The sequence below is a fragment of the Exiguobacterium sp. s34 genome (assembly GCF_018617435.1).
Lineage (GTDB): Bacteria > Bacillota > Bacilli > Exiguobacteriales > Exiguobacteriaceae > Exiguobacterium > Exiguobacterium aestuarii.
The window spans coordinates 211,050-234,205 of record NZ_JACSKE010000002.1 but is presented as its reverse complement, the minus strand read 5'-3'; the positions used below and the strand labels follow the sequence as shown (position 1 = coordinate 234,205).

At 49.5% G+C, this 23,156-nt stretch carries 22 protein-coding genes and 1 other annotated feature; all 22 genes read left to right on the top strand.

Annotated elements, in window-relative coordinates:
• Window positions 1–7: 7 nt before the first annotated feature.
• The 22 genes from KNO87_RS04825 to pyrE all read left to right on the top strand — a co-directional run bounded on the left by KNO87_RS04825 (window position 8) and on the right by pyrE (window position 23,100).
• Window positions 8–778: a cell division protein FtsQ/DivIB gene (locus KNO87_RS04825; protein ID WP_214794179.1), complete on the top strand. Its 771-nt coding sequence runs from the start codon at window positions 8–10 to the stop codon at window positions 776–778.
• Window positions 779–1,006: 228 nt separating this feature from the next.
• Window positions 1,007–2,293, top strand: coding sequence for a cell division protein FtsA (gene ftsA, locus KNO87_RS04820; protein ID WP_214788998.1), 1,287 nt, complete (start codon window positions 1,007–1,009; stop codon window positions 2,291–2,293).
• Between the two features lie 46 nt (window positions 2,294–2,339).
• Window positions 2,340–3,482: a cell division protein FtsZ gene (gene ftsZ / locus KNO87_RS04815; RefSeq protein WP_214691765.1), complete on the top strand. Its 1,143-nt coding sequence runs from the start codon at window positions 2,340–2,342 to the stop codon at window positions 3,480–3,482.
• A gap of 50 nt (window positions 3,483–3,532) precedes the next feature.
• Window positions 3,533–4,294 carry a peptidoglycan editing factor PgeF gene (pgeF, locus tag KNO87_RS04810; RefSeq protein WP_214794177.1) on the top strand — a complete coding sequence of 254 codons (762 nt, stop codon included), beginning with the start codon at window positions 3,533–3,535 and terminating at the stop codon, window positions 4,292–4,294.
• A complete protein-coding gene (locus KNO87_RS04805) occupies window positions 4,291–4,944 on the top strand; it encodes a YggS family pyridoxal phosphate-dependent enzyme (RefSeq protein ID WP_214794175.1) in 654 nt (217 codons plus the stop codon). The genes pgeF and KNO87_RS04805 overlap by 4 nt, the downstream gene beginning before the upstream one ends.
• Before the next feature lie 23 nt (window positions 4,945–4,967).
• On the top strand, window positions 4,968–5,438 hold the full coding sequence (locus KNO87_RS04800) for a cell division protein SepF (RefSeq protein ID WP_214788989.1): 471 nt from the start codon (window positions 4,968–4,970) through the stop codon (window positions 5,436–5,438).
• Window positions 5,439–5,442: 4 nt separating this feature from the next.
• On the top strand, window positions 5,443–5,712 hold the full coding sequence (locus KNO87_RS04795; RefSeq protein WP_074034873.1) for a YggT family protein: 270 nt from the start codon (window positions 5,443–5,445) through the stop codon (window positions 5,710–5,712).
• 3 nt (window positions 5,713–5,715) lie between these two features.
• A complete protein-coding gene (locus tag KNO87_RS04790) occupies window positions 5,716–6,486 on the top strand; it encodes a YlmH family RNA-binding protein (RefSeq protein WP_214794173.1) in 771 nt (256 codons plus the stop codon).
• Window positions 6,487–6,505: 19 nt separating this feature from the next.
• Window positions 6,506–7,054 carry a DivIVA domain-containing protein gene (locus KNO87_RS04785; RefSeq protein ID WP_074034869.1) on the top strand — a complete coding sequence of 183 codons (549 nt, stop codon included), beginning with the start codon at window positions 6,506–6,508 and terminating at the stop codon, window positions 7,052–7,054.
• A gap of 3 nt (window positions 7,055–7,057) precedes the next feature.
• Window positions 7,058–7,277 (top strand) — a binding site (T-box leader).
• Between the two features lie 53 nt (window positions 7,278–7,330).
• On the top strand, window positions 7,331–10,057 hold the full coding sequence (gene ileS / locus KNO87_RS04780; RefSeq protein ID WP_214794171.1) for an isoleucine--tRNA ligase: 2,727 nt from the start codon (window positions 7,331–7,333) through the stop codon (window positions 10,055–10,057).
• A 57-nt stretch (window positions 10,058–10,114) separates the two neighbouring features.
• Window positions 10,115–10,588: a signal peptidase II gene (gene lspA / locus KNO87_RS04775; RefSeq protein ID WP_214794169.1), complete on the top strand. Its 474-nt coding sequence runs from the start codon at window positions 10,115–10,117 to the stop codon at window positions 10,586–10,588.
• Window positions 10,588–11,499: an RluA family pseudouridine synthase gene (locus tag KNO87_RS04770; RefSeq protein ID WP_214788975.1), complete on the top strand. Its 912-nt coding sequence runs from the start codon at window positions 10,588–10,590 to the stop codon at window positions 11,497–11,499. Before lspA ends, KNO87_RS04770 begins: the two co-directional genes overlap by 1 nt.
• 199 nt (window positions 11,500–11,698) lie before the next feature.
• A complete protein-coding gene (gene pyrR, locus KNO87_RS04765; RefSeq protein WP_214788973.1) occupies window positions 11,699–12,232 on the top strand; it encodes a bifunctional pyr operon transcriptional regulator/uracil phosphoribosyltransferase PyrR in 534 nt (177 codons plus the stop codon).
• 49 nt (window positions 12,233–12,281) lie between these two features.
• Window positions 12,282–13,586 carry a uracil-xanthine permease family protein gene (locus tag KNO87_RS04760; protein ID WP_214794167.1) on the top strand — a complete coding sequence of 435 codons (1,305 nt, stop codon included), beginning with the start codon at window positions 12,282–12,284 and terminating at the stop codon, window positions 13,584–13,586.
• Between the two features lie 159 nt (window positions 13,587–13,745).
• The gene (locus KNO87_RS04755) at window positions 13,746–14,630 is read left to right on the top strand and encodes an aspartate carbamoyltransferase catalytic subunit (protein WP_214794577.1); all 885 of its coding nucleotides are present in this window, start codon (window positions 13,746–13,748) and stop codon (window positions 14,628–14,630) included.
• A complete protein-coding gene (locus KNO87_RS04750) occupies window positions 14,627–15,907 on the top strand; it encodes a dihydroorotase (protein WP_214794165.1) in 1,281 nt (426 codons plus the stop codon). Before KNO87_RS04755 ends, KNO87_RS04750 begins: the two co-directional genes overlap by 4 nt.
• Window positions 15,885–16,967, top strand: a complete 1,083-nt coding sequence (locus KNO87_RS04745) for a carbamoyl phosphate synthase small subunit (RefSeq protein WP_214794163.1) — start codon at window positions 15,885–15,887, stop codon at window positions 16,965–16,967. Before KNO87_RS04750 ends, KNO87_RS04745 begins: the two co-directional genes overlap by 23 nt.
• Before the next feature lies 1 nt (window position 16,968).
• On the top strand, window positions 16,969–20,172 hold the full coding sequence (gene carB / locus KNO87_RS04740; RefSeq protein WP_214794161.1) for a carbamoyl-phosphate synthase large subunit: 3,204 nt from the start codon (window positions 16,969–16,971) through the stop codon (window positions 20,170–20,172).
• Window positions 20,169–20,888, top strand: coding sequence for a dihydroorotate dehydrogenase electron transfer subunit (locus KNO87_RS04735; RefSeq protein ID WP_214788958.1), 720 nt, complete (start codon window positions 20,169–20,171; stop codon window positions 20,886–20,888). The genes carB and KNO87_RS04735 overlap by 4 nt, the downstream gene beginning before the upstream one ends.
• On the top strand, window positions 20,885–21,811 hold the full coding sequence (locus KNO87_RS04730) for a dihydroorotate dehydrogenase (protein ID WP_214788954.1): 927 nt from the start codon (window positions 20,885–20,887) through the stop codon (window positions 21,809–21,811). The genes KNO87_RS04735 and KNO87_RS04730 overlap by 4 nt, the downstream gene beginning before the upstream one ends.
• Window positions 21,786–22,490, top strand: a complete 705-nt coding sequence (gene pyrF / locus KNO87_RS04725; protein ID WP_214788951.1) for an orotidine-5'-phosphate decarboxylase — start codon at window positions 21,786–21,788, stop codon at window positions 22,488–22,490. The genes KNO87_RS04730 and pyrF overlap by 26 nt, the downstream gene beginning before the upstream one ends.
• The gene (gene pyrE / locus KNO87_RS04720) at window positions 22,474–23,100 is read left to right on the top strand and encodes an orotate phosphoribosyltransferase (RefSeq protein ID WP_214794158.1); all 627 of its coding nucleotides are present in this window, start codon (window positions 22,474–22,476) and stop codon (window positions 23,098–23,100) included. Before pyrF ends, pyrE begins: the two co-directional genes overlap by 17 nt.
• Window positions 23,101–23,156 lie beyond the last annotated feature (56 nt).

The following is a 23,156-nucleotide window of genomic DNA, read 5'->3' as shown; positions in this document are numbered from 1 at the left end:
GAATCCGATGGAACCAAGCCAACAAACGGTACGCAGTCTAGAAGACCGTATTCCGTACATGAAAAAACAGCGACGGAAAAAAGCGAACCGTCGGATGTTCTCCGTGCTTTCCCTGTTTGGGATTCTCATCTTACTCGTGGTCTATATGCAAACTTCGATGTCGAACGTAAAAGAAGTGAACGTATCTGGACTTTACTGGTTAGATGAGACCTATGTGTTTCAAGACATGGAACTCGACACATCGACAAAATTTGTCAGTCTATCACCAAGTAAGATGAGTGCACAAATGGAAAAGTTGCCTGGTGTCAAACGGGTAGACATCGACCGATCTTGGTATAACGTGGTTCACGTCAATGTGACGGAAGAGAAGATGATTGCCTATGCTCGTGCGGAGACAGGAGATGTCGTCGTTCTAGCAGACGGCTCACTTCATCCGACAGGCATCATCACCGACCCTCAGAAGTTAAAAGACGGTCCACTGCTAAGAGAGTTCAATTCAGAAAAGGAACTCGAAAAGATTGCAAGTGAGTTGGAACAAGTCGATGATGCGACTCGGGCTCGTATGTCGGAAGTCATCTTGTCTAAGCAAAAAGGGGAGCCGACACGTTACGAGATCTTTATGAATGACGGAAATACGCTTCTCACCCCGACTTTGAAGTTAAGTGAGACCGTATCGAAATATGGAGAAATCTATGAAAACATCCCAAAAGGACAGCAAGGAACGGTCGTCATGGATGGTGGTTTTTACTTTGTTCCATATAAGAAAACGAATGAATAGTCAGTTATATTACAGTCCTTAGACACATAAGGGCTGTTTTTTTGTCGTTTGTAAACGAATTGATAACGCGAAACCGCTTAAATTGTAGGATTCTACCTTTTCTCACTATCTTATTTGTTGTAAACTTAGACGTGAGATATCTTGTCGAAACCAACAATTTTTTTGGATATCTGTCATATTTGTCATGTAATTTGTACAGGAAAATTATAGAGCGGAGGTGTTTCCCTTTTGGAAGCGAATGGTTATGTGGCCGCATTAGATATTGGAACGTCAGAGATTAAGCTCGTCGTCGGTGAATTGCTCGGCGGAACGCTTAATATTTTGGCAGAAGGGTGTGCACCGTCTGCAGGGGTGAAACGTGGTGCTGTCGTAGACATCGATAAAACAGTCCAAGCGATCAAACAGGCCGTTGAACACGCGGAGACATCGTTAGGTGATCAAATTCGATCTGTATACGTTGCCATCGAAGGGGAACATATCCAAATTGCCCCATGTCATGGAATCGCATCCGTGAAGCGGGAAGATCAGGAAATTACAGATGCAGACGTGATGGAAGTCATCAATTCAGCACAAGTGATGCGATTACCGGATGAGATGAGTGTCATCGATGTAATCCCATCATCATTCACGGTGGATCAACAAACGGGTGTCGTCGATCCTCGTGGCATGCTTGGTTATCGACTAGAAATGCATGGAAAGATGGTTACTGGATCGAAGACAATTTTACATAGTATTCGTCGTTCGATTGAACGTGCCGGATTACACCTCGAAGGATTTATTTTAGGGAACCTCGCGCTCGGCATGAGTGCAGCTTCTGTCGATGAGATTGATTTAGGAATCGGACTCGTCGATGTTGGTCACGAAAAGACGACGGTCTCGGTATTTTATCGTGGAGATCTCGTCTACTCGTATATCCTTCCAGTCGGTGGAGACCATATGACAAGAGACTTGGTCTATAAACTCAATTGTAAATACCAAGATGCCAAAGTGGCGAAAGAAGAATACGGTCTTGCACTCGAAGAAATGGCCGATGGAACAGAAGGTTTCTCCTACACGAACATCAATGGGGAAGTGGCGTTCGAACCACAGTCAGAAATTAGCTATGTTTTAGAGGCGAGAATAGAGGAAATGTTTACTCTTATGTTGAATAAGGTTCAAAAAGTAGGTGTTCCGATGCTGAATGGCGGATATTTACTTTGCGGTGGAGCTGCTGCTCTACCAGGTATTCAAGAGTTAGCGACTCGTATTATGGGCCAAAAGACGAGATTGTATCAACCTTCGTCGATTGGTGTGAGACATCCGAAGTACGCGACGGCAGTCGGTGTATTGAAATATGTCTTAATGAGTGATCATCACGTTTCAAAATCTCAACTCGAAAAACCGGAAGTTCGCTACGAAACGCTTAACACAAAGCAGGAACCGACCGATACTCATGTTGGAGAGAACGAATACGAGACCGATCAAGAGTCGAAAAAAGGTTTTAGTCGTTTGATGGAAAAATTATTTGGCGTTTAAGCTGACGTTGTAATACAACTTGGAAAATAAGTAGGGGGATACCTGAATGATGTACTTTGATGAGGCGATTGACGCCGTAGCAAAAATTAAAGTAATTGGAGTCGGAGGCGGCGGTTCAAACGCCGTTAACCGTATGATTGAACACGGGGTACAAGGAGTTGAGTTCATCGCCGTCAACACGGATGCTCAAGCCTTGAATATGTCGAAAGCTGATGTGAAGCTTCAACTTGGTGCCAAATTGACACGTGGTCTCGGTGCTGGTGCGAATCCTGATATCGGTAAAAAAGCGGCAGAAGAAAGTCGCGAACAATTGATTGAAGCGCTTGATGGAGCGGATATGGTCTTCGTCACAGCTGGTATGGGTGGCGGAACAGGAACTGGTGCTGCACCGGTCATCGCTGAGATTTCAAAAGAAATCGGAGCGCTCACAGTCGGCGTTGTCACAAAACCATTCATGTTCGAAGGCCGGAAACGGATGCAACATGCGCAACACGGGATTCAGGCATTTAAAGAAAAAGTAGATACTCTCATCGTGATTCCAAACGATAAACTTCTTGAAATCGTGGAACGCAACACGCCGATGATCGAAGCTTTCCGTGAAGCGGATAACGTACTTCGTCAAGGTGTGCAAGGGATTACCGACTTGATCGCTATCCCAGGTCTCATCAACCTTGACTTCGCTGACGTGAAGACGATCATGACGGAAAAAGGATCTGCACTTATGGGTGTAGGTGTCGCTACAGGTGAAAACCGTGCTGTTGAAGCAGCGAAGAAAGCCATCTCTTCACCACTTCTCGAATCTTCAATCGAAGGAGCGAAAGGTGTCTTGATGAACATTACAGGTGGGCTTAGCCTTAGCTTGTATGAAGTGACAGAAGCGGCTCAAATCGTTCAAAGTGCAGCGGATGAGGAAGTGAACTTGATCTTCGGTTCGGTCATCAACGAAAACTTGAACGATGAAATCATCGTCACCGTGATTGCAACTGAATTTGCTGAGGAAACACAAGGGGCGAACCCATTCCTTCAGCAGCCGAAAAAACAGCCTGAGGTTGAGAACAAGGAACCCCAACCAAAAGCAAATGAAGCGGCTCAACAAGACGAAGGGAACTTCCATCGCCCAGTGTATGGAGGAGACGTCCCAGACGAGACGATCAACATCCCTGCGTTTGTGAGACAACGCCGTAACTAAACAACAAGGGGTGCCGAATCGGCATCCCTTTTTCTAAAAAGGAGAATCCGATGCAACTGTTACATACATGGGAAACCGAAACGAATCGCTATCACGCTTACGTGACGACACGGACGAACGGACACAATGCCGGAAACGTCGGTCTTCACGTCGGTGATGACGTCGATCAGGTCGTTCAAAATCGTCAACGATTCTTTCAACAGGCAGAGCTTTCACTTGAAGATTCAGTTTGGGCCGACCAAGTACACGGTACAACGGTTCATCTCGTCGAGTCAGCTGACAAGGGAAAAGGCGCATTTCGATATGACGAGGCGATCCCGCAAACAGACGGACTCGTCACGAAAGAAGAAGCCATACCACTCGCGCTTGTCTTCGCTGACTGCGTACCTCTCTTTTTCTGCGCGAAAGACCATGGGGTCATCGGAGTTGCCCATGCGGGCTGGAAAGGGACGGTCGGGAATATCGTTGAGACTATGGTTCACGCATTTAACGAGCAAGGCATCGATGCAACGGAAGTGGAGATGCTCGTCGGTCCATCGATTTCTGGGGATGACTATGAAGTCGATCGTCGTGTGCTAGAAGCAGTTCGTGCCGTCTCACCGACCGCCTATGAACAAGCTGTTCGACAGGAGTCCGGTGATCACGCCCTGTTATCACTTCAAACCGTCAATGAAGTATTGGCTAAAGAACATGACGCGTCCGTCATGCAATCGAATTTACCGACTGGCGCAAATGCTCCATTTTTCTCATATCGAGATGGAGAAACGAAACGACGATTTGCGGCAGTCATCGTCAAGGAGCGTAAATTGTGAGTATTTCAGATAACGTAAAACAAGTTCAATCCATCATGGCAGCACACGTTCAACATGCAGAACCGACTTTGATTGCTGTCACGAAGTCGGTAGGCGTTGATGTCGCCAACGCCCTCTATGAAGAGGGGATTCGTGATTTTGGTGAGAATCGACCGGACTCTTTGCTTGAAAAAGTAAAAGGGATGCCAGAAGATGCGAAGTTTCACTTCATCGGCACGTTACAGACGCGTAAGGTGAGACAAATCATCGATCACGTTGCCGCGATCCACTCGTTAGACCGTTTATCACTCGCTGCAGAGATTGATAAACGGGCGAACAAAACAATCGATTGTTTCGTTCAAGTGAACACGTCGGGAGAAGATTCAAAACATGGTCTCGAAATAGAGGAAGTTATGCCTTTCATCGAGAACTGTAAACAGTATCCTCATATTCGAATCATCGGGTTGATGACGATGGCACCGTTCACCGAAGAGGAGACAGTCGTTCGCGAGACGTTCAGCCGTTTACGTCAATTACGTGATGAAGTAACCGCAAAGGCGTTTGAACACGCACCTTGCACGGAACTGTCGATGGGGATGTCAAACGATTACCCGATCGCGATTGAAGAAGGCGCATCGTTTGTTCGTATTGGTACCGTACTTGTGCAATAATATATCTTAAGGAGGAATCCGTTATGTCAATCAAAAACAAAATGAAAGATTTCTTTGGACTTGAGGAAGATCCGAACAGCACATACGAAGAAGAAGAGTTTGCCGTCGCAAACACAACCACACCTTCTTCGACTGAAACATCGGTCGTGAGACAAGAAGATCGTCCGAAATCAGCAAATAATCTTGTGGCGTTAAATACGAAGAAGAAAGAACGTTCGAAAGTCGTATTGGCCGAACCACGTGTATTTGCTGAGGCGCAAGATATTAGCGACCAATTGAAAGAAAACCGTGCTGTCATCGTCAATCTTCAGCGCATGTCAAAAGAGCAATCACGTCAAGTCGTCAACTTCCTTTCCGGTGTCGTTTATGCACTAGAAGGATCGATGACTTCGATTGGACATAACACGATTCTGTGTACTCCGAACAATGTCGAATTGACTGGTTCAATCTCAAACTTGATTTCGGAGGATGAACTTCATAGTAAAGGGTGGTAACTGAATGGAAAACGTAATCCCTGCCTTAGGCAATACGTTGAGTACTTTGCTTGGTATCTATAGCTGGGTCCTCATCGGCTATATCTTATTATCATGGTTCCCGAATGCGCGTGAATCAATGTTCGGACAAATTTTATCGTTCTTATGTGAACCATTTTTAGCACCGTTCCGTCGAATCATCCCGCCAATCGGTGGCATGCTCGATATCTCTCCAATCGTCGCGTTGTTCGTGCTTCGGATGGCACAAGCCGGCATCGCTGCTATTTTCGGGTGATGTATGAGCGTTTATGATCATTATCGACCAAGTGAACGGGCGTTCGTGGAGCAAGTGCTAGATTGGGTACAACAAGTCGAGGACAGCTACGTATTGAAGTTGACGGACTTTTTAGACCCTCGTGAACAGCAAATCGTCAAACAGCTTGTCGGTAAACAGCTCGTCATTCATGACGATGGCGGATTCGAAGGAGCAGAACGCCGTCGGTTGATTTTGGCGCCAGAGTACTATGAACTGAACGTTGATGATTTTGAAATCGAGATTCGTCGCATCGAATATCCGACAAAATTTGTTGACCTGACGCATCGGCAAGTGACTGGAACCTTACTCAACGCTGGACTGAAGCGTCAAAAGTTTGGGGATGTCGTCCTTGAAGATGAAATCGTCCAGTTTGCGACAACCCGTGAAGCGGTCGGATTTATCGAAATGAACTTGGAACGTGTCGGAAAAGCAAAAGTTCGCATTTCTGCTGTTGCGAAAGATGACATTCTCGTCGTTCCAGAAACAGAATGGGTCGAAGGGTTTGGGATTGTATCCTCGTTGCGATTTGATACCGTCGCGAGCGAGGTGCTTAACATATCACGTCAGAAAGCCCAAGCGCTTGTGAAACATGGTGACTGTAAAGTGAATCATAAAGCCATCGAAGATCCGAGCTTCATGCTTGAACCAGACGATCTTCTATCCGTTCGTGGATACGGTCGTATTAAGATGATGGAGATTCTTGGTTCGACCAAACGTGAAAAGATTAAAATCCAGTATGGGACCATACGTTAAATTTTAGGAGGAAAGTCGAATGGCGTTGACACCGATTGATATTCATAATAAAGAATTCTCTTCCCGTTTTCGTGGGTACGACATCGATGAGGTCAATGAATTTTTAGATCAAATCATTAAAGAGTTTGAACTATTGATTCGTGAGAATCGACGGTATGAAGAACTTGTCAACGATATGCAAGCTCGCATTGACTACTTCTCCTCGATGGAAGATACGTTGAACAAGTCGATTATCGTCGCGCAGGAAGCTGCGGAAGAAGTGAAGAACAATGCACAAAAAGAAGCGAGCCTGATTTTGAAACAAGCGGAACGTGAAGCGTACGCTCGTGAAGAAGAAGCAGCCCGTAAAGAGCAGCTCGCAGAACGTGAAGTCGTGCAAATGCTCAAAAAAGTGGAATTGTATCGGACGCGTTTCCGTGTCCTCGTCGATGCCCAGATGGAGCTCTTGAATAGCACGGAATGGGAAACGATTGTAGGAGAACCGCCTGTTCAGACGGTTCTTGACGATAGATCAGAACTTGCGTATAATGACCACGAAGTCACACAGAATGAAGAACAACATGGATAAATGATCAACACGTTGAGTAGGACGCGTCGATCGAGTCATACCTACGAAGCGACTTAGGGACGGTGAGAGCCTAAGAGAAAGACTCGAATCGGTATCCCCTATGAGTTGTCACGCTGAACAATAGTAAGCGTGACCGCCTGACCTCGTTATCGGTTACCGAGAGCGGTCTCATGAAAGTGAGACTAGTAGGGTGGTACCGCGAGTCAACCAACTCGTCCCTATCAGGGATGGGTTGGTTTTTTTTGTTTTCTAATAAATGTTGATGGAGGAGTTTCGATGAACTACAAAGACACGCTATTAATGCCAAACACAGAATTCGCAATGCGTGGGAATTTACCAAAACGCGAACCAGCGATGCAAACAGAATGGGAAGACATGGACCTTTACAACAAGGTACAAGAGAAAAATGCTGGGAAACCACAATACATCTTGCATGACGGCCCTCCATATGCGAACGGCGACATCCATATGGGACATGCGATGAACAAAGTATTAAAAGACATCATCGTTCGTTTCAAAGGGATGAACGGGTACCAGTCTCCAATGATTCCAGGTTGGGACACACACGGTCTTCCAATCGAGAACGCCCTTCAAAAAGCCGGCGTCAACCGCAAGGAGATGACAGTCGCTGAATTCCGTGAAAAGTGTGCGGAGTATGCGATGGAGCAGGTGAACTCGCAACGTGAACAGTTCAAACGTCTTGGTCTTCTTGCAGACTTTGAAAATCCATATATCACACTTCTTCCAGAATACGAGGCGGCACAAATCCGCTTGTTCGGAACGATGGCTGAAAAAGGATACATCTATAAAGGGAAAAAGCCAGTATATTGGTCGCCATCTTCAGAGTCTGCACTCGCGGAAGCGGAGATCGAATATTACGATAAAAAATCACCAGCCATCTATGTGGCATTCCGCGTCGTAGACGGTAAAGACACATTGACGTCTGACGATCACTTTGTCATCTGGACAACGACTCCTTGGACAATCCCAGCGAACCTTGGGATCGCAGTGAGTGATGAGTTGACATACACGCGCATCGAGCATGAAGGAAAAGGTTATATCGTCGCAGAGACGCTCGTTGAAGAAGTGACGACAGCGCTCGGATGGTCTGATTTCACAGTGAGCGGCTCATGGAATGGTCGTGACTTTGAATATATGACGGCTCAACATCCACTATATGACCGCACATCGCTCGTCATGCTTGGCGATCACGTCACAGCGGATGCGACTGGACTCGTCCACACAGCTCCAGGTCACGGGGAAGATGACTATCGTGTCGGACAGGCTTACGGCTTAGACGTCCTTTGCCCGGTCGATGACCGTGGTTACATGACGACTGAGGCTCCTGGTTTCGAAGGGTTGTTCTATGAAGATGCGAACAAGCAAATCGGGATGAAACTTGAAGAGAACGGTTTCTTGCTCAACTTGAAATTCATCAAACACTCGTACCCACACGACTGGCGTACGAAAAAACCAGTCATCTTCCGTGCGACACCGCAATGGTTCGCTTCAATCAAAGACTTCCGCGAAGACATGCTTCGTGAAATCGAAGAAGTAAACTGGGTTCCTGAATGGGGAATGACACGTCTTTACAACATGGTCCGTGACCGTGGGGACTGGGTCATCAGTCGTCAACGTGCGTGGGGCGTACCAATCCCAATCTTCTATGCAGAGGATGGAACGGAAATCATCACAAACGAGACAATCGATCACGTCGCGAACTTGTTCCGCGAACACGGATCAAACGTTTGGTACGAGCGCGAAGCAAAAGACCTTCTCCCTGAAGGATTCACGCATCCGAACAGCCCGAATGGCGAATTCCGTAAAGAGCTCGACATCATGGACGTCTGGTTCGATTCAGGTTCATCACACGCGGGTGTGTTAGAAGAACGTGAAAACCTACGTCGCCCGGCAGACCTCTATCTTGAAGGGTCTGACCAATACCGTGGTTGGTTCAACTCGTCACTCTCAACAGCTGTTGCGACGACGGGCAAAGCTCCATATCGTAACGTCTTGAGCCACGGTTTCGTCCTTGATGGAGATGGACGTAAAATGTCGAAGTCGCTCGGCAACACGATTGCACCGAACGATCTCGTGAAGCAGTATGGTGCTGAAATCGTGCGTCTTTGGGTCGCTTCGGTCGACTATCAGTCGGACGTTCGCGCTTCACACGATAACTTTAAACAAGTGTCAGAAGTATACCGTAAGATGCGTAACACCATTCGTTTCCTTCTTGGAAACTTGAACGGTTTTGAGCCGTCGATGCGCGTTGCATTCGATGACATGCCAGAGGCAGACCGCTTCATGGCGACAAAACTGAAACAGCTTCAGGCGAAAGTTGTCAAAGCGTATGACACGTTTGACTTCATGGCGGTGTACCATCTCGTCCATAACTTCTGCGTCAACGAGTTGTCATCGTTCTATCTCGACTTCACAAAAGATATCCTTTATATCGAACGTGAAGATGATCTTCGCCGTCGTGCTGTTCAGACGGTCATGTACGATGCGGTCGTCCTGTTGACGAAGCTGTTGGCTCCAGTTCTTCCACACACTGCCGATGAGGCGTGGAAAGAGGTTCCTGGGAAGTCAGAAGCGAGTATCTTCTTGACTGATCTTGAAGAAGTCGATGCGTTGACGAATGACGAACAAGCGTTGTTAGACAAATGGTCGAAATTCCTCGTCTTCCGTGACGATGTCCTCAAAGCGATTGAAATCGCACGTGGCGAGAAATTGATCGGGAAACCGCTTGAAGCGAAGTTGATTCTCGCACCGAAAGCTGAGACTGCAGCGTTGTTGGAAACAATCGATAACGTCAGTCAGTTGCTTCAAGTTTCACAAGTAGAATGGGCTGAGACGGCAGACGTCGATTATGCGACGACGAAAATCACAGTCATGAAAGCGGATGGAGCTGCTTGTGCACGTTGTTGGACATACTCGACAGAGCTTGGACAAAACGAAGAGCATCCTGAGCTTTGCCCACGCTGTGCATCAGTAATCGGTTAAGACGAACCGGAGTGGCGTCCCCACTCCGGTTTCTTAACGGCTTGAAAGGAGACGCATATGAAACGATATTACGGATTGGCCGTCATCTTGATTTTGATCGACCAACTCACAAAATGGGTTGTCGTTCAGACGATGACGATCGGTCAATCGATTGAAGTCATCCCGAACTTGTTATATTGGACCTCTTATCGCAATAAAGGAGCGGCTTGGGGGATGTTAGAAGGACAGATGGTGTTCTTTTTCGTCATCACAATTCTTGTCGTTGCGGGACTAGTTTACTTCTTGCATAAAGAAGTAAACGGGTATCAGCTTCTTGGAAATAGTGTTGGGCTACTCTTGGCCGGTGCGATTGGTAACTTTATCGATCGCTTGTTCCGTGGCGAAGTCGTCGACTTTGTCGATACGTATCCGTTTGGCTACAACTTCCCGATATTTAATGTGGCCGACATGGCACTCACATTTGGTGTCATCTTGATGGTCATCGCGATTTTATTTGAAGAAAAATTACACAAAGAAAGGGGACAATCGTAATGGAATCCTATACTTTTGTCGCCGATGAAAAGGCAAGAATTGATAAGTGGGTGAGTGACCAGGGTGAATGGTCACGCTCACAAGTACAAGAATGGATTAAGACAGGTGCGCTTCTCGTCAATGGAAGTGCCGTCAAACCGAACTACAAGCTCCAAGTGGGCGATGAAATCGAAGTGCACGTACCTGAAGCGGTGGAACTCGAAGTATTACCTGAAAACATTCCGCTTGAGATCGTGTTCGAAGATGAAGATATGATTGTCGTCAATAAAGCACGTGGGATGGTCGTTCACCCTGCAGCTGGTCACACGTCTGGAACGCTCGTCAATGCGCTACTCGGACATTGTGATGACCTTTCAGGTATCAATGGGGTGAAACGCCCAGGAATCGTGCACCGAATCGATAAAGATACGACGGGTCTCCTCATGGTCGCTAAAAATGACTTGGCTCATGAGTCGCTCGCGAGCCAATTGAAAGATAAGACGATTAAACGCGAATACATCGCGCTCGTTCACGGCGAACTTGTTCACGAACTCGGGACGATCGAGGCACCGATTGGTCGTGATACGAATGACCGTCAGCGTATGACCGTGACGGACAAGAACGCAAAAGAAGCGGTGACGCATTTCCGATTACTCGAGCGCTATAAAGACTTCACGCTCGTCGAGTGTAAGCTCGAGACAGGTCGCACACACCAAATCCGTGTGCATATGCGCTATATCGGGCATCCGCTTGCGGGAGATCCGAAATATGGACCGCGCCGTACGATTGATTTAGGCGGTCAAGCCTTACATGCGGCAACGCTTGGATTCCACCATCCACGTACGAAAGAATGGATGGAATTTGAGGCACCACTTCCGGAAGACTTTAAAGCAGAACTCGCAAAGTTAGATAAAATCGAGAAAACTCGTTGACTTCTATCACGTTCCGATTTATAGTCTAGGAAGCATAACACCTTTAAACCCAGTCCAGAGAGGCTGCGAAAGGATTGTGACCGCGGTCACACTAACGTCAATTCAACCCGGCATCAGACTGCCGTTTTTGATGAAGACTCCCTTTCCAGCCGGACGAGGGAGTCTTCTTTTTTGGATAAAGTAAGAAAGGAGGAATGACATGAAACAATCCGTCATTTTAGATGAATCAGCCATCCGTCGCGCGCTGACCCGAATCGCTCATGAAATCATCGAGCGCAACAAAGGGATTGATGATGTGGTGCTCGTCGGAATCAAGACGAGGGGAGAGACGCTCGCCGACAGACTCGCTCGTCGCATCGAAGAGATTGAAGGCAAGCCGATCGCACTCGGGAATCTCGACATCACGCTTTACCGGGATGACTTATCGAAAAAGTCACTAGACCCGGAGGTGAAAGCAACGGAATTGCCACATGATATTAACGGTAAGACCGTCGTCCTCGTCGACGACGTCCTGTATACCGGTCGAACGGTTCGTGCCGCAATGGACGCACTCGTCGACCACGGTCGCCCAGACTACATTCAACTTGCGGTCTTGATTGACCGAGGGCATCGGGAGCTCCCGATTCGACCTGACTTCATCGGGAAGAACGTTCCGACATCGAAGTCCGAGCAAGTCGTCGTCCGACTCAGTGAAGTCGACACGGCAGATGAAGTGACAATCAATCAGCAATAATCCCATACCTTTAAGGTGGTCCAGAGAGGCCAGGAAGGAGAAATTCAATATGAAACAACCCGTTCTACACATCCACGAGCGTCCTGCTCACTTTCCACAATGGCTGTTATTCAGTCTTCAGCACGTCTTCGCCATGTTCGGAGCGACGATTTTAGTCCCGATTTTAACAGGATTAAATACATCGGTCGCCCTCGTCGCTTCCGGAGTGGCCACGCTCTCATTCTTAGCGATTACTCGCTTCAAAGTCCCGACATACCTCGGTTCAAGTTTTGCCTACATCGCTCCAATCATTGCGGTCAGTCAGCAATGGGGTGTCGAAGCCGCACTGTTCGGCGGAATCATTGCCGGTTCGGTATACGGCGTCGTCTCCTTGATCATCTACAAGACAGGCGTCAACTGGTTGCTCCGGTTGCTCCCGCCGGTCGTCGTCGGACCGGTCATCATGGTCATCGGATTGTCGCTCGCGCCGGTCGCCATCGACATGTCCATGAATCAAGATGGAGACTACAATGGAACGTTCATGACAATCGCACTTCTTACACTCGGGATCACAATGCTCGCCATGACGAAACTGAAAGGCGTTTGGGGAGCGGTTCCAATCCTTTTCGGAATCGTCGGAGGATATGGGATTGCCGCAGCATTCGGAATCATCGACTACTCACCGATCCAACAAGCAAGCTTGTTCCAACTTCCTGACTTCACGATGGTGTTCGTCGACTATATGCCGATGTGGCAAGTCGGTGCACTCCTCGCCATCGTACCGGTCGCACTCGTCACGATGACAGAGCATATCGGCGATCAAATGGTCACATCTAAAATCATCGGACGAGAGACGATGAAAGATCCTGGCCTTCATCGCACGCTACTCGGCGACGGAGTAGGGAAAGCGGTCGCTTCCGCACTCGGTGGTCCGCCATGTACGACATACGGGGAGAACAACGGCGTCATGGCCATCACTCGTGTATACAGCGTCTACGTCATCGCCGGAGCAGCGCTCATGGCCATCAGCTTCGGGTTCCTCGGTCATATCGAGGCATTCATCTCAACCATTCCGAATCCGGTCAAAGGCGGCATCTCGATCCTCTTGTTCGGGGTCATCGCGTCGAACGGACTACGCACGATGGTGGAGAGCAACGTCGATTTGGCAGAAAAACGCAATTTGATCATCTCATCGGTCATCCTCGTCATCGGTCTAGGCGGGGCGATGATTCAACTTGGAAGCTTCCCGGTACAAGGGATGGCGCTCGCAACGGTCGTCGGGATTCTCTTGAACGCCATCTTACCGAAAGAAGAAGTCGAGACAGTGGTTGAAGTCAACACAACTGAAGAAACGAAACAAGCAAGTAACTTTTAATTCGATCCCGTGAGGTCGGCAAAGTGAAGGCTCGTTTATTTGGGTGTACCTTGCCCAAATAAAGGCGTCCCTTCACATCGGTGAAGAGACGCCTTTTCTCTTTGCCTCTAACAAAAGGAGGAGACGAACTTGAATACGATGCAAACCAATGTGAAACCAGTGAAACACTTCGTCAGCTTGGACACACTCTCGCTCGATGAGATCATGGGCATGATTGAAGAGTCTTTGCGCTATAAGCAAGGAGACCTACCGCCTTTATTTGACGGGAAGACGGTCGCGAACCTGTTCTTTGAAAACTCGACACGTACAAAAAACTCGTTTCAAATGGCCGAGCGACATCTGAACATGCAAGAGATTCCGTTCGACGTGACGACATCCTCGGTCACGAAAGGCGAGACGCTGTATGACACGTGCAAGACGCTCGAGGCAATCGGCGTCGATGCGCTCGTCATCCGACATCCGGAAGCGGGATACTATCATGAACTCGTCGAGAAGTTGAATATCCCGGTACTAAACGGGGGCGATGGGAGCGGCGAACATCCTTCTCAATCGTTACTCGATCTCGTCACCATCTTTGAAGAGTTCAAAACGTTTCAAGGGTTAAACGTCGCCATCTGTGGAGATCTCGTCCACAGCCGCGTCGCACGATCGAATGCGAGTGTGTTGAAACGTCTTGGTGCAAATGTGGTCGGATGTAGCCCTGCTTCTTGGTGGGACGACTCAATGGGACTCGAGCGTAAGGAGCTCGATGACGTTCTAGCAGAAAGTGATGTCATCATGCTACTCCGTGTTCAACACGAGCGGCATATCATGGGAGACATCTTCTCGAAAGAGGAGTATCACACGCAGTTTGGCTTGACGGTCGAACGAGTCGAGCGGATGAAAGAAGGAGCCATCATCATGCATCCGGCACCGGTCAATCGGGATGTGGAGATTGCAGGCAGTCTGATTGAACATGAACGTTCGCGCATCTTCCCACAAATGAAGAACGGCGTCTATGCACGCATGAGTATTCTAAATCGAGCACTAGGAGGACAACAATGATACTTCAACACGCGACATGGTATGACAACGGGACAAAGCGCACGACAAACATCTTCGTGAAAGACGGGAAAATCGAATCGCTCGACTATAAAGGGACGACAGCCGGTGAAGAGACCATCGATGCGACGGGCTATTTACTCGCACCAGGGCTTGTCGATGTACATGTACATTTACGTGAACCAGGAGGCGAAGCGAAAGAGACGATCAAAACAGGGACGATGGCTGCGGCGGCAGGCGGATTCACGACAATTTGTTCGATGCCGAACACGCGACCGGTACCAGACAATCGAGAAACGATGGACGCACTCCTTGAGAAGATTAAGGAAGATGCGGTTGTCCGTGTCCTTCCTTACGCCGCCATCACGAAACGGCAACTCGGCGAAGAACAAGTCGATATGGAATCTCTATCAGATGCATTCGCGTTCACCGATGACGGCGTCGGTGTTCAATCAGCGGCGATGATGCGTCAAGCGATGCGCGAAGCCAAGCAATTGAACAAAGCGGTCGTCGCACACTGTGAAGACAATACGCTCAAAGCGGGTTCGGTCCACGAAGGGAAGTTCAGTGAGGCTCACGGGATTCAAGGGATTCCAAGCCTTGCAGAAAGCATCCACATCGCCCGTGACGTCCTGATTGCGGAAGAAACCGGTTGTCACTATCACGTGTGTCACGTCTCATCTCGTCAATCGGTTCGTGTCATCCGAGATGCGAAGCGGGCAGGCATTCAAGTGACAGCAGAAGTGACACCCCATCATCTTGTCTTGAGCGAAGAGGATATCCCGGGGCTCGATGCAAACTTTAAGATGAATCCACCGCTCCGAAGCGAAGATGATCGACAGGCGCTACTCGAAGGGTTATTCGACGGGACGATCGATATGATTGCGACCGACCATGCCCCGCACACGGCAGAGGAAAAAGCGCAAGGCATCGAGAGAGCTCCGTTCGGGATTACCGGGTTCGAGACGGCGTTCCCACTTCTATACACGACGTTCGTGAAAGAGGGTGTCATGGAAGAGCACCAGTTGATCGACTGGATGACGAAGCGTCCGAGCGACGTGTTCGGCCTATCAAGAGGTGAACTGGAAGTAGGGGCGGATGCTGATTTAGTACTGATCGATACAGAGACGATACGGTCGGTAGATCCGACGACGTTCTATTCTAAAGGAAAGAACACACCGTTTACGGGGAAACAACTTGTCGGGTGGCCGGTCATGACGATGGTCGGTGGCGAAATTGTATATAAGGGGCGATTTGATGAAAAGAACATTATGGCTTGAGGATGGAATGAAATTTGTCGGAAAAGGATTCGGAGCACCAGCGGATACGATGGGGGAAGTCGTCTTCCAAACAGGTATGACCGGCTATCAAGAAATCTTGTCGGATCCTTCGTATTGCGATCAGATGATCGTCTTGACGAACCCGTTGATCGGAAACTATGGAGTCAATCGTGAGGACTTTGAAACGACGGTTCCGATGGCAAAGGCGTTGATTGTGAAAGAGGCGTGTGACACACCATCAAACTTCCGTTCAACGGCAACGCTTGACGCGACGCTTACGCGATTCGGTATCCCTGGCTTGTCGGACATCGATACGCGTATGTTAACACGTCACTTGCGGGCGCAAGGTGTCATGCGAGGTGTCCTTATCGATGGGGAGTTGACGTGGGACGAGGTACAATCACGCTTTGACGAACTGTCACCGAACGACCAAGTGGCGCGAGTTTCGACGAAGCGGACGTATGTGAGTACAGGTAAGGGACCACGAATCGCGTTGATTGACTTCGGGGCGAAGCTTGGAATCATGCGCGAGTTGATGAAACGAGACTGTGAAGTCATCGTCTTCCCACATGACGCCACCGCAGAAGAGGTGTTGCGGTATGAGCCAGATGGCATCATGTTGTCGAACGGACCTGGGGACCCGAAAGACGTCCCGACAGCGATTCCGCTCATTCAACAACTCATGCCGACGACACCGATGTTCGGGATTTGTCTTGGGCATCAACTGATCGCCCTTGCAAACGGTGCGAACACGTTCAAGCTTCCGTTTGGACATCGTGGGGCGAACCATCCGGTGCTCGAATTAGAGACAGGCGCCGTGACAATCACGTCACAAAACCATGGATATGCGGTAGAAGAGTCATCGCTTCTCGATACTGCGCTCATCGTGACGCATCGCGCGGTCAACGACGGAACAATCGAAGGAGTGAAACATCTACACCATCCGACATTCTCGGTACAATACCACCCGGAAGCAGCACCTGGACCATTTGACGCCAACGATTTATTTGACCGTTTCATGCAACTCGTTCAAGAAAACAAACAGAAAGTGGGAATTTGACATGCCAAAACGACCAGATATTCAGAAAATCCTTGTAATCGGATCAGGACCGATTGTGATCGGACAAGCAGCAGAATTTGATTATGCTGGTACACAGGCATGTCTCGCCTTGAAAGAAGAAGGCTACGAGGTCATTCTCGTCAACTCGAACCCGGCAACGATTATGACGGATCCGACGACAGCGGACCGTGTCTATATCGAACCACTCGAACCAGAATTTGTGGAGCGGATTATCCGCCAAGAACGCCCTGATGCGTTACTCGCGACACTCGGTGGACAGACGGGATTGAACTTGGCGTTTGAACTCGATAAGCGAGGGGTCTTACGAGACTGTGGTGTGGAATTACTCGGGACGAACCTAGCCGCCATCGTACAAGCTGAAGACCGTGAACAGTTCCGTAACCTCATGTTCGAACTCGGACATGGCGTACCTGAAAGTGAAATCGTCCATACGCTTGAATCCGCTTGGGGCTTCGCGGAGCGCATTGGATATCCAATCATTATTCGACCTGCCTACACGCTTGGCGGTACCGGTGGAGGGATTGCCCATGACCGAGAATCGTTCGAGCAAATCGTCGAATCTGGATTAAAAGCGAGTCCAGTGACACAAGTCTTGCTCGAGAAATCGATTGCTGGGATGAAAGAAGTCGAGTTTGAGGTCATGCGTGACTCGAGCGACCAAGCCATCATCGTCTGTGCGATGGAAAACTTTGACCCGGTCGGTGTCCATACGGGAGACTCGATCGTATTCGCACCGACCCAGACGTTGTCGGACCGGGATTACCAGATGCTTCGTAGTGTCTCGCTCGATATCATCCGGGCACTCGGGATTGAAGGGGGATGCAACATCCAGTTCGCACTCGACCCGGACAGCTTCACATATTACGTCATCGAAGTGAACCCACGTGTCTCAAGAAGCTCGGCACTCGCATCAAAAGCGACTGGTTATCCGATCGCCAAACTCGCTGCAAAAGTCGCTGTCGGCTATAAGTTGTCAGAACTGAAAAACCCGGTCACCGAGACGAGTTACGCCTCATTCGAACCGGCACTTGACTATGTCGTCGCCAAAATTCCTCGTTTCGCTTTCGATAAGTTTGAGTCCGCGGATCGCCGCTTAGGCACACAAATGAAAGCAACGGGTGAGGTCATGGCCATCGGTCGAAATTTAGAAGAGGCATTGTTGAAAGCAGTGCGTTCGCTCGAACTCGGGATGGAAGAATTATACGTTCCGCAACTTGAGCAATTGAATACAGATCAGCTCGAGCACGGGCTCGTTCATCCGACAGACGAGCGCTTGTTTATGGTATATGAAGCGCTACGTCGCGGATACACGGTGGAAGCACTTCACCAATTGACGAAAATCGATCGTTTCTACTTACACAAATTGAATCATATTTGGCAAGCCGAGCAACAACTCGCTAACGAACCGTTGACGTCAGAACGTTTACTCGACGTGAAGCGACTTGGCTTCAGTGATGTGGCGATTGCCCGCATCCTTGCATCAGACGTTGAGACGATTCGTTCGCAGCGTCACGGATGGAACATTCGACCGGTGTATAAGATGGTCGATACGTGTGCGGCGGAGTTCGCATCGGAGACGCCATATTTCTACGGGACGTATGAAGTGGAGAACGAGGCGGTGAAGACGGAACGTCCATCGATCCTCGTCCTCGGATCAGGTCCGATTCGAATCGGTCAAGGAGTCGAGTTCGACTATGCGACCGTCCATTCGATTCAGACGATTCGCGACGCCGGATATGAAGCCATCATCATTAACAACAACCCAGAGACGGTCTCGACAGACTTTTCGATCTCCGATCGATTGTACTTCGAGCCGTTGACGACAGAAGATGTGTTAGAAGTCATCGATAACGAAAAGCCGCTCGGCGTCATCGTTCAATTTGGTGGACAGACTGCCATCAACTTAGCGGCATCGCTTGAGGCGAACGGTGTGAAAATTCTCGGGACGACGCTAGAAGACATCGATCGGGCTGAAGACCGAAAGGCGTTCGAAGCTACGTTGTCTGCCGAACGATTGGCTCAACCACCAGGCAAGACAGCGACGAACGTCGAAGAAGCAGTAGCCTGCGCGAACGATCTTGGATATCCGGTGCTCGTCCGACCATCTTACGTCCTTGGCGGACGGGCGATGGAGATCGTATATGAGCAGTCGGAGCTCGAGCGGTACATGCGAAATGCCGTCATCGCCTCAAAAGATCGTCCAGTCCTCATCGACCGCTATTTGACGGGGATTGAGATTGAAGTCGACGCGATCTGTGACGGGACGGACGTCTATATCCCAGGCATCATGGAGCATATCGAGCGTGCCGGCGTACACTCTGGCGACTCAATCGCAGTATATCCACCGCAACGTCTCAGTGATGCGTTGAAACAAAAGGTTGTCGACTACACAATCAAATTGGCGAAGGCATTCCGCATCAAGGGACTGCTCAACATCCAGTTCGTCTATGCAGATGACTTGTACGTCATCGAAGTAAATCCGCGTGCGAGTCGGACGGTCCCGTTCATCTCGAAAGTGACAGGCTTACCGGTCGCGCGAATTGCGACGCAAACGATCCTTGGCACGAGCCTGAAAGAACTCGGTCTCGGAACGGGCATCCATCCTGAGTCAGACAGTATCTCGGTCAAAGTGCCGGTCTTCTCGTTTGCGAAATTAAAAGAAGTCGATCCGTCGCTCGGACCTGAGATGAAGTCGACCGGGGAGGTCATGGCGACAGACCGCACACTTGAAAAAGCACTCTATAAAGGTCTTGTCGCAGCAGGAATGAACATCGCTTTAAAAGGAAACGTCCTGATGACCATCGCAGACCACGACAAGGAAGAGGCGGTTGCCTTAGCCAAACGATTTGACCGTCTCGGCTTCCGTCTTATGGCGACGAGCGGTACAGCAGATACGCTAGAAGCGGAACAGATGCGTGTCAGACGGGTTGGGAAAATTCAAGAATCGGGTGAGACGATGCTGAGCGTGATCGAGCGCGGGGAAGTCGACTTGATCATCAATACGACGAGTCGCGACGCACTCGTGACAAAAGATGGCTTCTTGATTCGCCGTACGGCCGCCGAGCAAGGCACGCTTTGCCTCACATCGCTCGATACGGTTGAAGCGTTGCTACAAGTCATCGAAAGCCTGTCGTTCCAAACGGTCAGCATCCCGGCATTCACTAAGTTCGGGGTGATGGTATGAGACGTGACGTCACAATCATCAGCAATCGTCAAATCGCAAAAGCGACGATGGAGATGAAAGTACAGTGTCCTGGGGTGGAAGTCGCCCCTGGGACGTTCTTTCACATCAAGACGTCCGGTTTGTTACGTCGACCGTTATCGGTGGCGAACGTCGAAGGAGACGAGGTCACATTTTTATACAAAGTGATTGGAGAAGGCACTTCCGAGTTGGCAAGAAAGCGCGTCGGGGAAACGCTCGATGTTCTCGGGCCTCTCGGGAACGGCTTTCCGCTCAAACAACATGGAAAACGAGTCGTCCTCGTCGGTGGCGGAATTGGAGTACCTCCACTTTATTACGTCAGACGTCGTCTACATGAAATGGGAATTGAAACGATTGCGATTCTTGGGTTTGATTCAAAAGAAAGCGTCTTTTATGAAGAAGCCTTTCAAGCGCTTGGGGAAACGATTATCACAACAGTTGACGGGAGCTACGGAGAACGCGGATTTGTGACGGGACCACTCGCACGCATCGAGGCGGACGTGTTATTCAGCTGTGGTCCAGAAGCGATGTTGAAGGCGGTCGCTGCTTCACCGATTCCGGAGCGGTACGTCTCGATTGAAAATCGAATGGGTTGTGGCATTGGCGCTTGCTTCGCTTGCGTCTGCAAAGCACCGGAAGGCTACGTGAAAGTGTGTAGTGATGGTCCGGTATTCAATGCGGAAGAGGTGCTGTTATGAGATTACACGTCGATTTACCAGGACTCCAGTTAAAGAATCCGATCATCCCGGCTTCCGGTTGTTTCGGATTCGGAGAGGAGTTCGCCAAACTGTATGACCTCTCCATCTTAGGTGGCATTATGATCAAGGCGGCGACAGAAGAGTCGCGATTTGGAAATCCGACGCCACGTGTCGCGGAGACGGCGCAAGGGATGCTCAATGCGATTGGACTTCAAAATCCAGGCGTCGATGCGATCATCGAAGAGAAATTACCGTTCCTCTCCACGTTTGATACAGAGATCATCGCCAACGTCGCCGGGTCGACACCAGACGAATATGTGGAAGTCGCGCGTCGCATTAGCGCGGACCCGACCATCAAAGCGATCGAGTTGAACATTTCATGCCCGAACGTGAAGTGTGGGGGCATGCAATTCGGAACAGATCCTGAGATGGCAGCAGAATTGACTAGACTCGTCAAAGCGGCTTCAAGTAAGCCGGTCTATGTCAAGCTGTCCCCGAACGTCACGTCCATCACTGACATGGCACGCGCGGTCGAAGCAGCTGGTGCGGATGGGTTGACGATGATCAATACACTCGTCGGGATGAGAATCGATATCCAGACAGGTCAACCGATTTTGGCGAACCGAATCGGAGGATTGTCGGGTCCAGCGATTAAACCGGTGGCGGTTCGGATGGTATACGAAGTCGCACAAGCGGTCGATATTCCAATCATCGCCATGGGGGGAGTCCGGACAGTCGATGACGTTCTCGAATTCATCTATGCGGGGGCTTCTGCTGTTGCAGTCGGTACCGCGAATTTTGAAAATCCATACGTTTGCCAAGAAATTATCGAGGCATTACCGTCACGACTTGATTCACTTGGGATTGACCACATTCTGGATGTGAGGGGGAAAGCATATGCACAACTTGTATCTCGCCCTTGACGTGGAAACGCGTGATGAGGCACTTCAGTTATTAAAACCGTTCCCAGTCCGTCCGGCTGTCAAAGTGGGGATGGAACTATTTTATCGAGAAGGCGGACGCTTTGTCGAAGAATTGGTCGATCTCGGCTATCCGGTCTTTCTCGATGTGAAAGTACACGATATCCCGGAGACGGCACGACGGACGATGCGTCAAATCGGAAAGCTTGGGGTCACGATGACGAATGTTCATACGCTAGGCGGTGAGAAGATGATGCGCTATGCATTGGACGGTCTTCGTCAAGAGAATGACACGACTCGATTGATTGGTGTCACACAGTTGACGTCTACGGATGAACACATGATGCAGACGGAGCTCGGAATCGCGGGTCGACTCGACCAAGCCGTCATCCGTCAGGCGACGCTCGCCAAACAGGCAGGACTTGACGGGGTCGTCGCATCTGTCCGAGAAGCGAAATGGATTCATGAGGAACTCGGTGACACGTTTATGACGGTCACACCTGGAATCCGACTCGGTCAATCCGATGACGACCAAGTGCGTGTTGCGACGCCGCGTGAAGCGAGAATGATTGGTGTCCACTCGATTGTCGTCGGTCGCCCGATTACACGCGCAAATGATCCGATGGCCATGTATGAACAATTTATGAGGGAATGGGGACAAACATATGAAACAAATCGCTGAAGCATTATTACAAATTGAGGCCGTCACATTATCACCGACGGAGCCATATACATGGTCGAGCGGATTGAAGAGTCCAATCTATTGTGACAACCGATTGACGCTCAGTTATCCCGACATCCGTAACAGAATCATCGATGGGTTGGTCGATGCAGTCGAGTCAACAGAAATCGATGTGATCGCGGGAACGGCCACAGCCGGTATCCCACATGGAGCTTTGCTTGCCGACCGTCTCGGGCTTCCGTTCATTTACGTTCGTTCGAGTGCAAAAGGACACGGGAAAGGAAATCAAATCGAGGGGAGACTCGACAGCGGGGCACGTGTCCTTGTCATCGAGGATTTATTGTCGACCGGTATGTCGAGTATCGAGGCGGCGCAGGCGATTCGTGAGGCGGACGGTGAGGTCGTCGGTATTCAAGCCATCTTCTCTTACGGATTGCCGATTTTAGAGAAGAATCTAGCGGACTCACATCTCGAAGCTGCTTCATTGACGACATTCCTCGAACTGATCGATGTTGCGCAGTCGACCGGAATCTTGAACGAATCAGAAATTCTTTCTCTTCGTGAGTGGCAGCAGGATCCTCGCGCCTGGAGCGACCTTGTCACATCGTAAGAATCCACCTTCGGGCGGATTCTTTTTCAATTCGGCATATGTCATACTTCATGGTA

What these genes read in the sequence shown, in the direction of transcription:
- KNO87_RS04825 (WP_214794179.1), top strand. Translation starts at nt 8, where the DNA reads ATGGAACCAAGCCAACAAACGGTACGCAGTCTAGAAGACCGTATTCCG.
- ftsZ (WP_214691765.1), top strand. Translation starts at nt 2,340, where the DNA reads ATGATGTACTTTGATGAGGCGATTGACGCCGTAGCAAAAATTAAAGTA.
- pgeF (WP_214794177.1), top strand. Translation starts at nt 3,533, where the DNA reads ATGCAACTGTTACATACATGGGAAACCGAAACGAATCGCTATCACGCT.
- KNO87_RS04800 (WP_214788989.1), top strand. Translation starts at nt 4,968, where the DNA reads ATGTCAATCAAAAACAAAATGAAAGATTTCTTTGGACTTGAGGAAGAT.
- KNO87_RS04795 (WP_074034873.1), top strand. Translation starts at nt 5,443, where the DNA reads ATGGAAAACGTAATCCCTGCCTTAGGCAATACGTTGAGTACTTTGCTT.
- KNO87_RS04790 (WP_214794173.1), top strand. Translation starts at nt 5,716, where the DNA reads ATGAGCGTTTATGATCATTATCGACCAAGTGAACGGGCGTTCGTGGAG.
- KNO87_RS04785 (WP_074034869.1), top strand. Translation starts at nt 6,506, where the DNA reads ATGGCGTTGACACCGATTGATATTCATAATAAAGAATTCTCTTCCCGT.
- ileS (WP_214794171.1), top strand. Translation starts at nt 7,331, where the DNA reads ATGAACTACAAAGACACGCTATTAATGCCAAACACAGAATTCGCAATG.
- lspA (WP_214794169.1), top strand. Translation starts at nt 10,115, where the DNA reads ATGAAACGATATTACGGATTGGCCGTCATCTTGATTTTGATCGACCAA.
- KNO87_RS04770 (WP_214788975.1), top strand. Translation starts at nt 10,588, where the DNA reads ATGGAATCCTATACTTTTGTCGCCGATGAAAAGGCAAGAATTGATAAG.
- pyrR (WP_214788973.1), top strand. Translation starts at nt 11,699, where the DNA reads ATGAAACAATCCGTCATTTTAGATGAATCAGCCATCCGTCGCGCGCTG.
- KNO87_RS04760 (WP_214794167.1), top strand. Translation starts at nt 12,282, where the DNA reads ATGAAACAACCCGTTCTACACATCCACGAGCGTCCTGCTCACTTTCCA.
- KNO87_RS04750 (WP_214794165.1), top strand. Translation starts at nt 14,627, where the DNA reads ATGATACTTCAACACGCGACATGGTATGACAACGGGACAAAGCGCACG.
- KNO87_RS04745 (WP_214794163.1), top strand. Translation starts at nt 15,885, where the DNA reads ATGAAAAGAACATTATGGCTTGAGGATGGAATGAAATTTGTCGGAAAA.
- carB (WP_214794161.1), top strand. Translation starts at nt 16,969, where the DNA reads ATGCCAAAACGACCAGATATTCAGAAAATCCTTGTAATCGGATCAGGA.
- KNO87_RS04735 (WP_214788958.1), top strand. Translation starts at nt 20,169, where the DNA reads ATGAGACGTGACGTCACAATCATCAGCAATCGTCAAATCGCAAAAGCG.
- KNO87_RS04730 (WP_214788954.1), top strand. Translation starts at nt 20,885, where the DNA reads ATGAGATTACACGTCGATTTACCAGGACTCCAGTTAAAGAATCCGATC.
- pyrF (WP_214788951.1), top strand. Translation starts at nt 21,786, where the DNA reads ATGCACAACTTGTATCTCGCCCTTGACGTGGAAACGCGTGATGAGGCA.
- pyrE (WP_214794158.1), top strand. Translation starts at nt 22,474, where the DNA reads ATGAAACAAATCGCTGAAGCATTATTACAAATTGAGGCCGTCACATTA.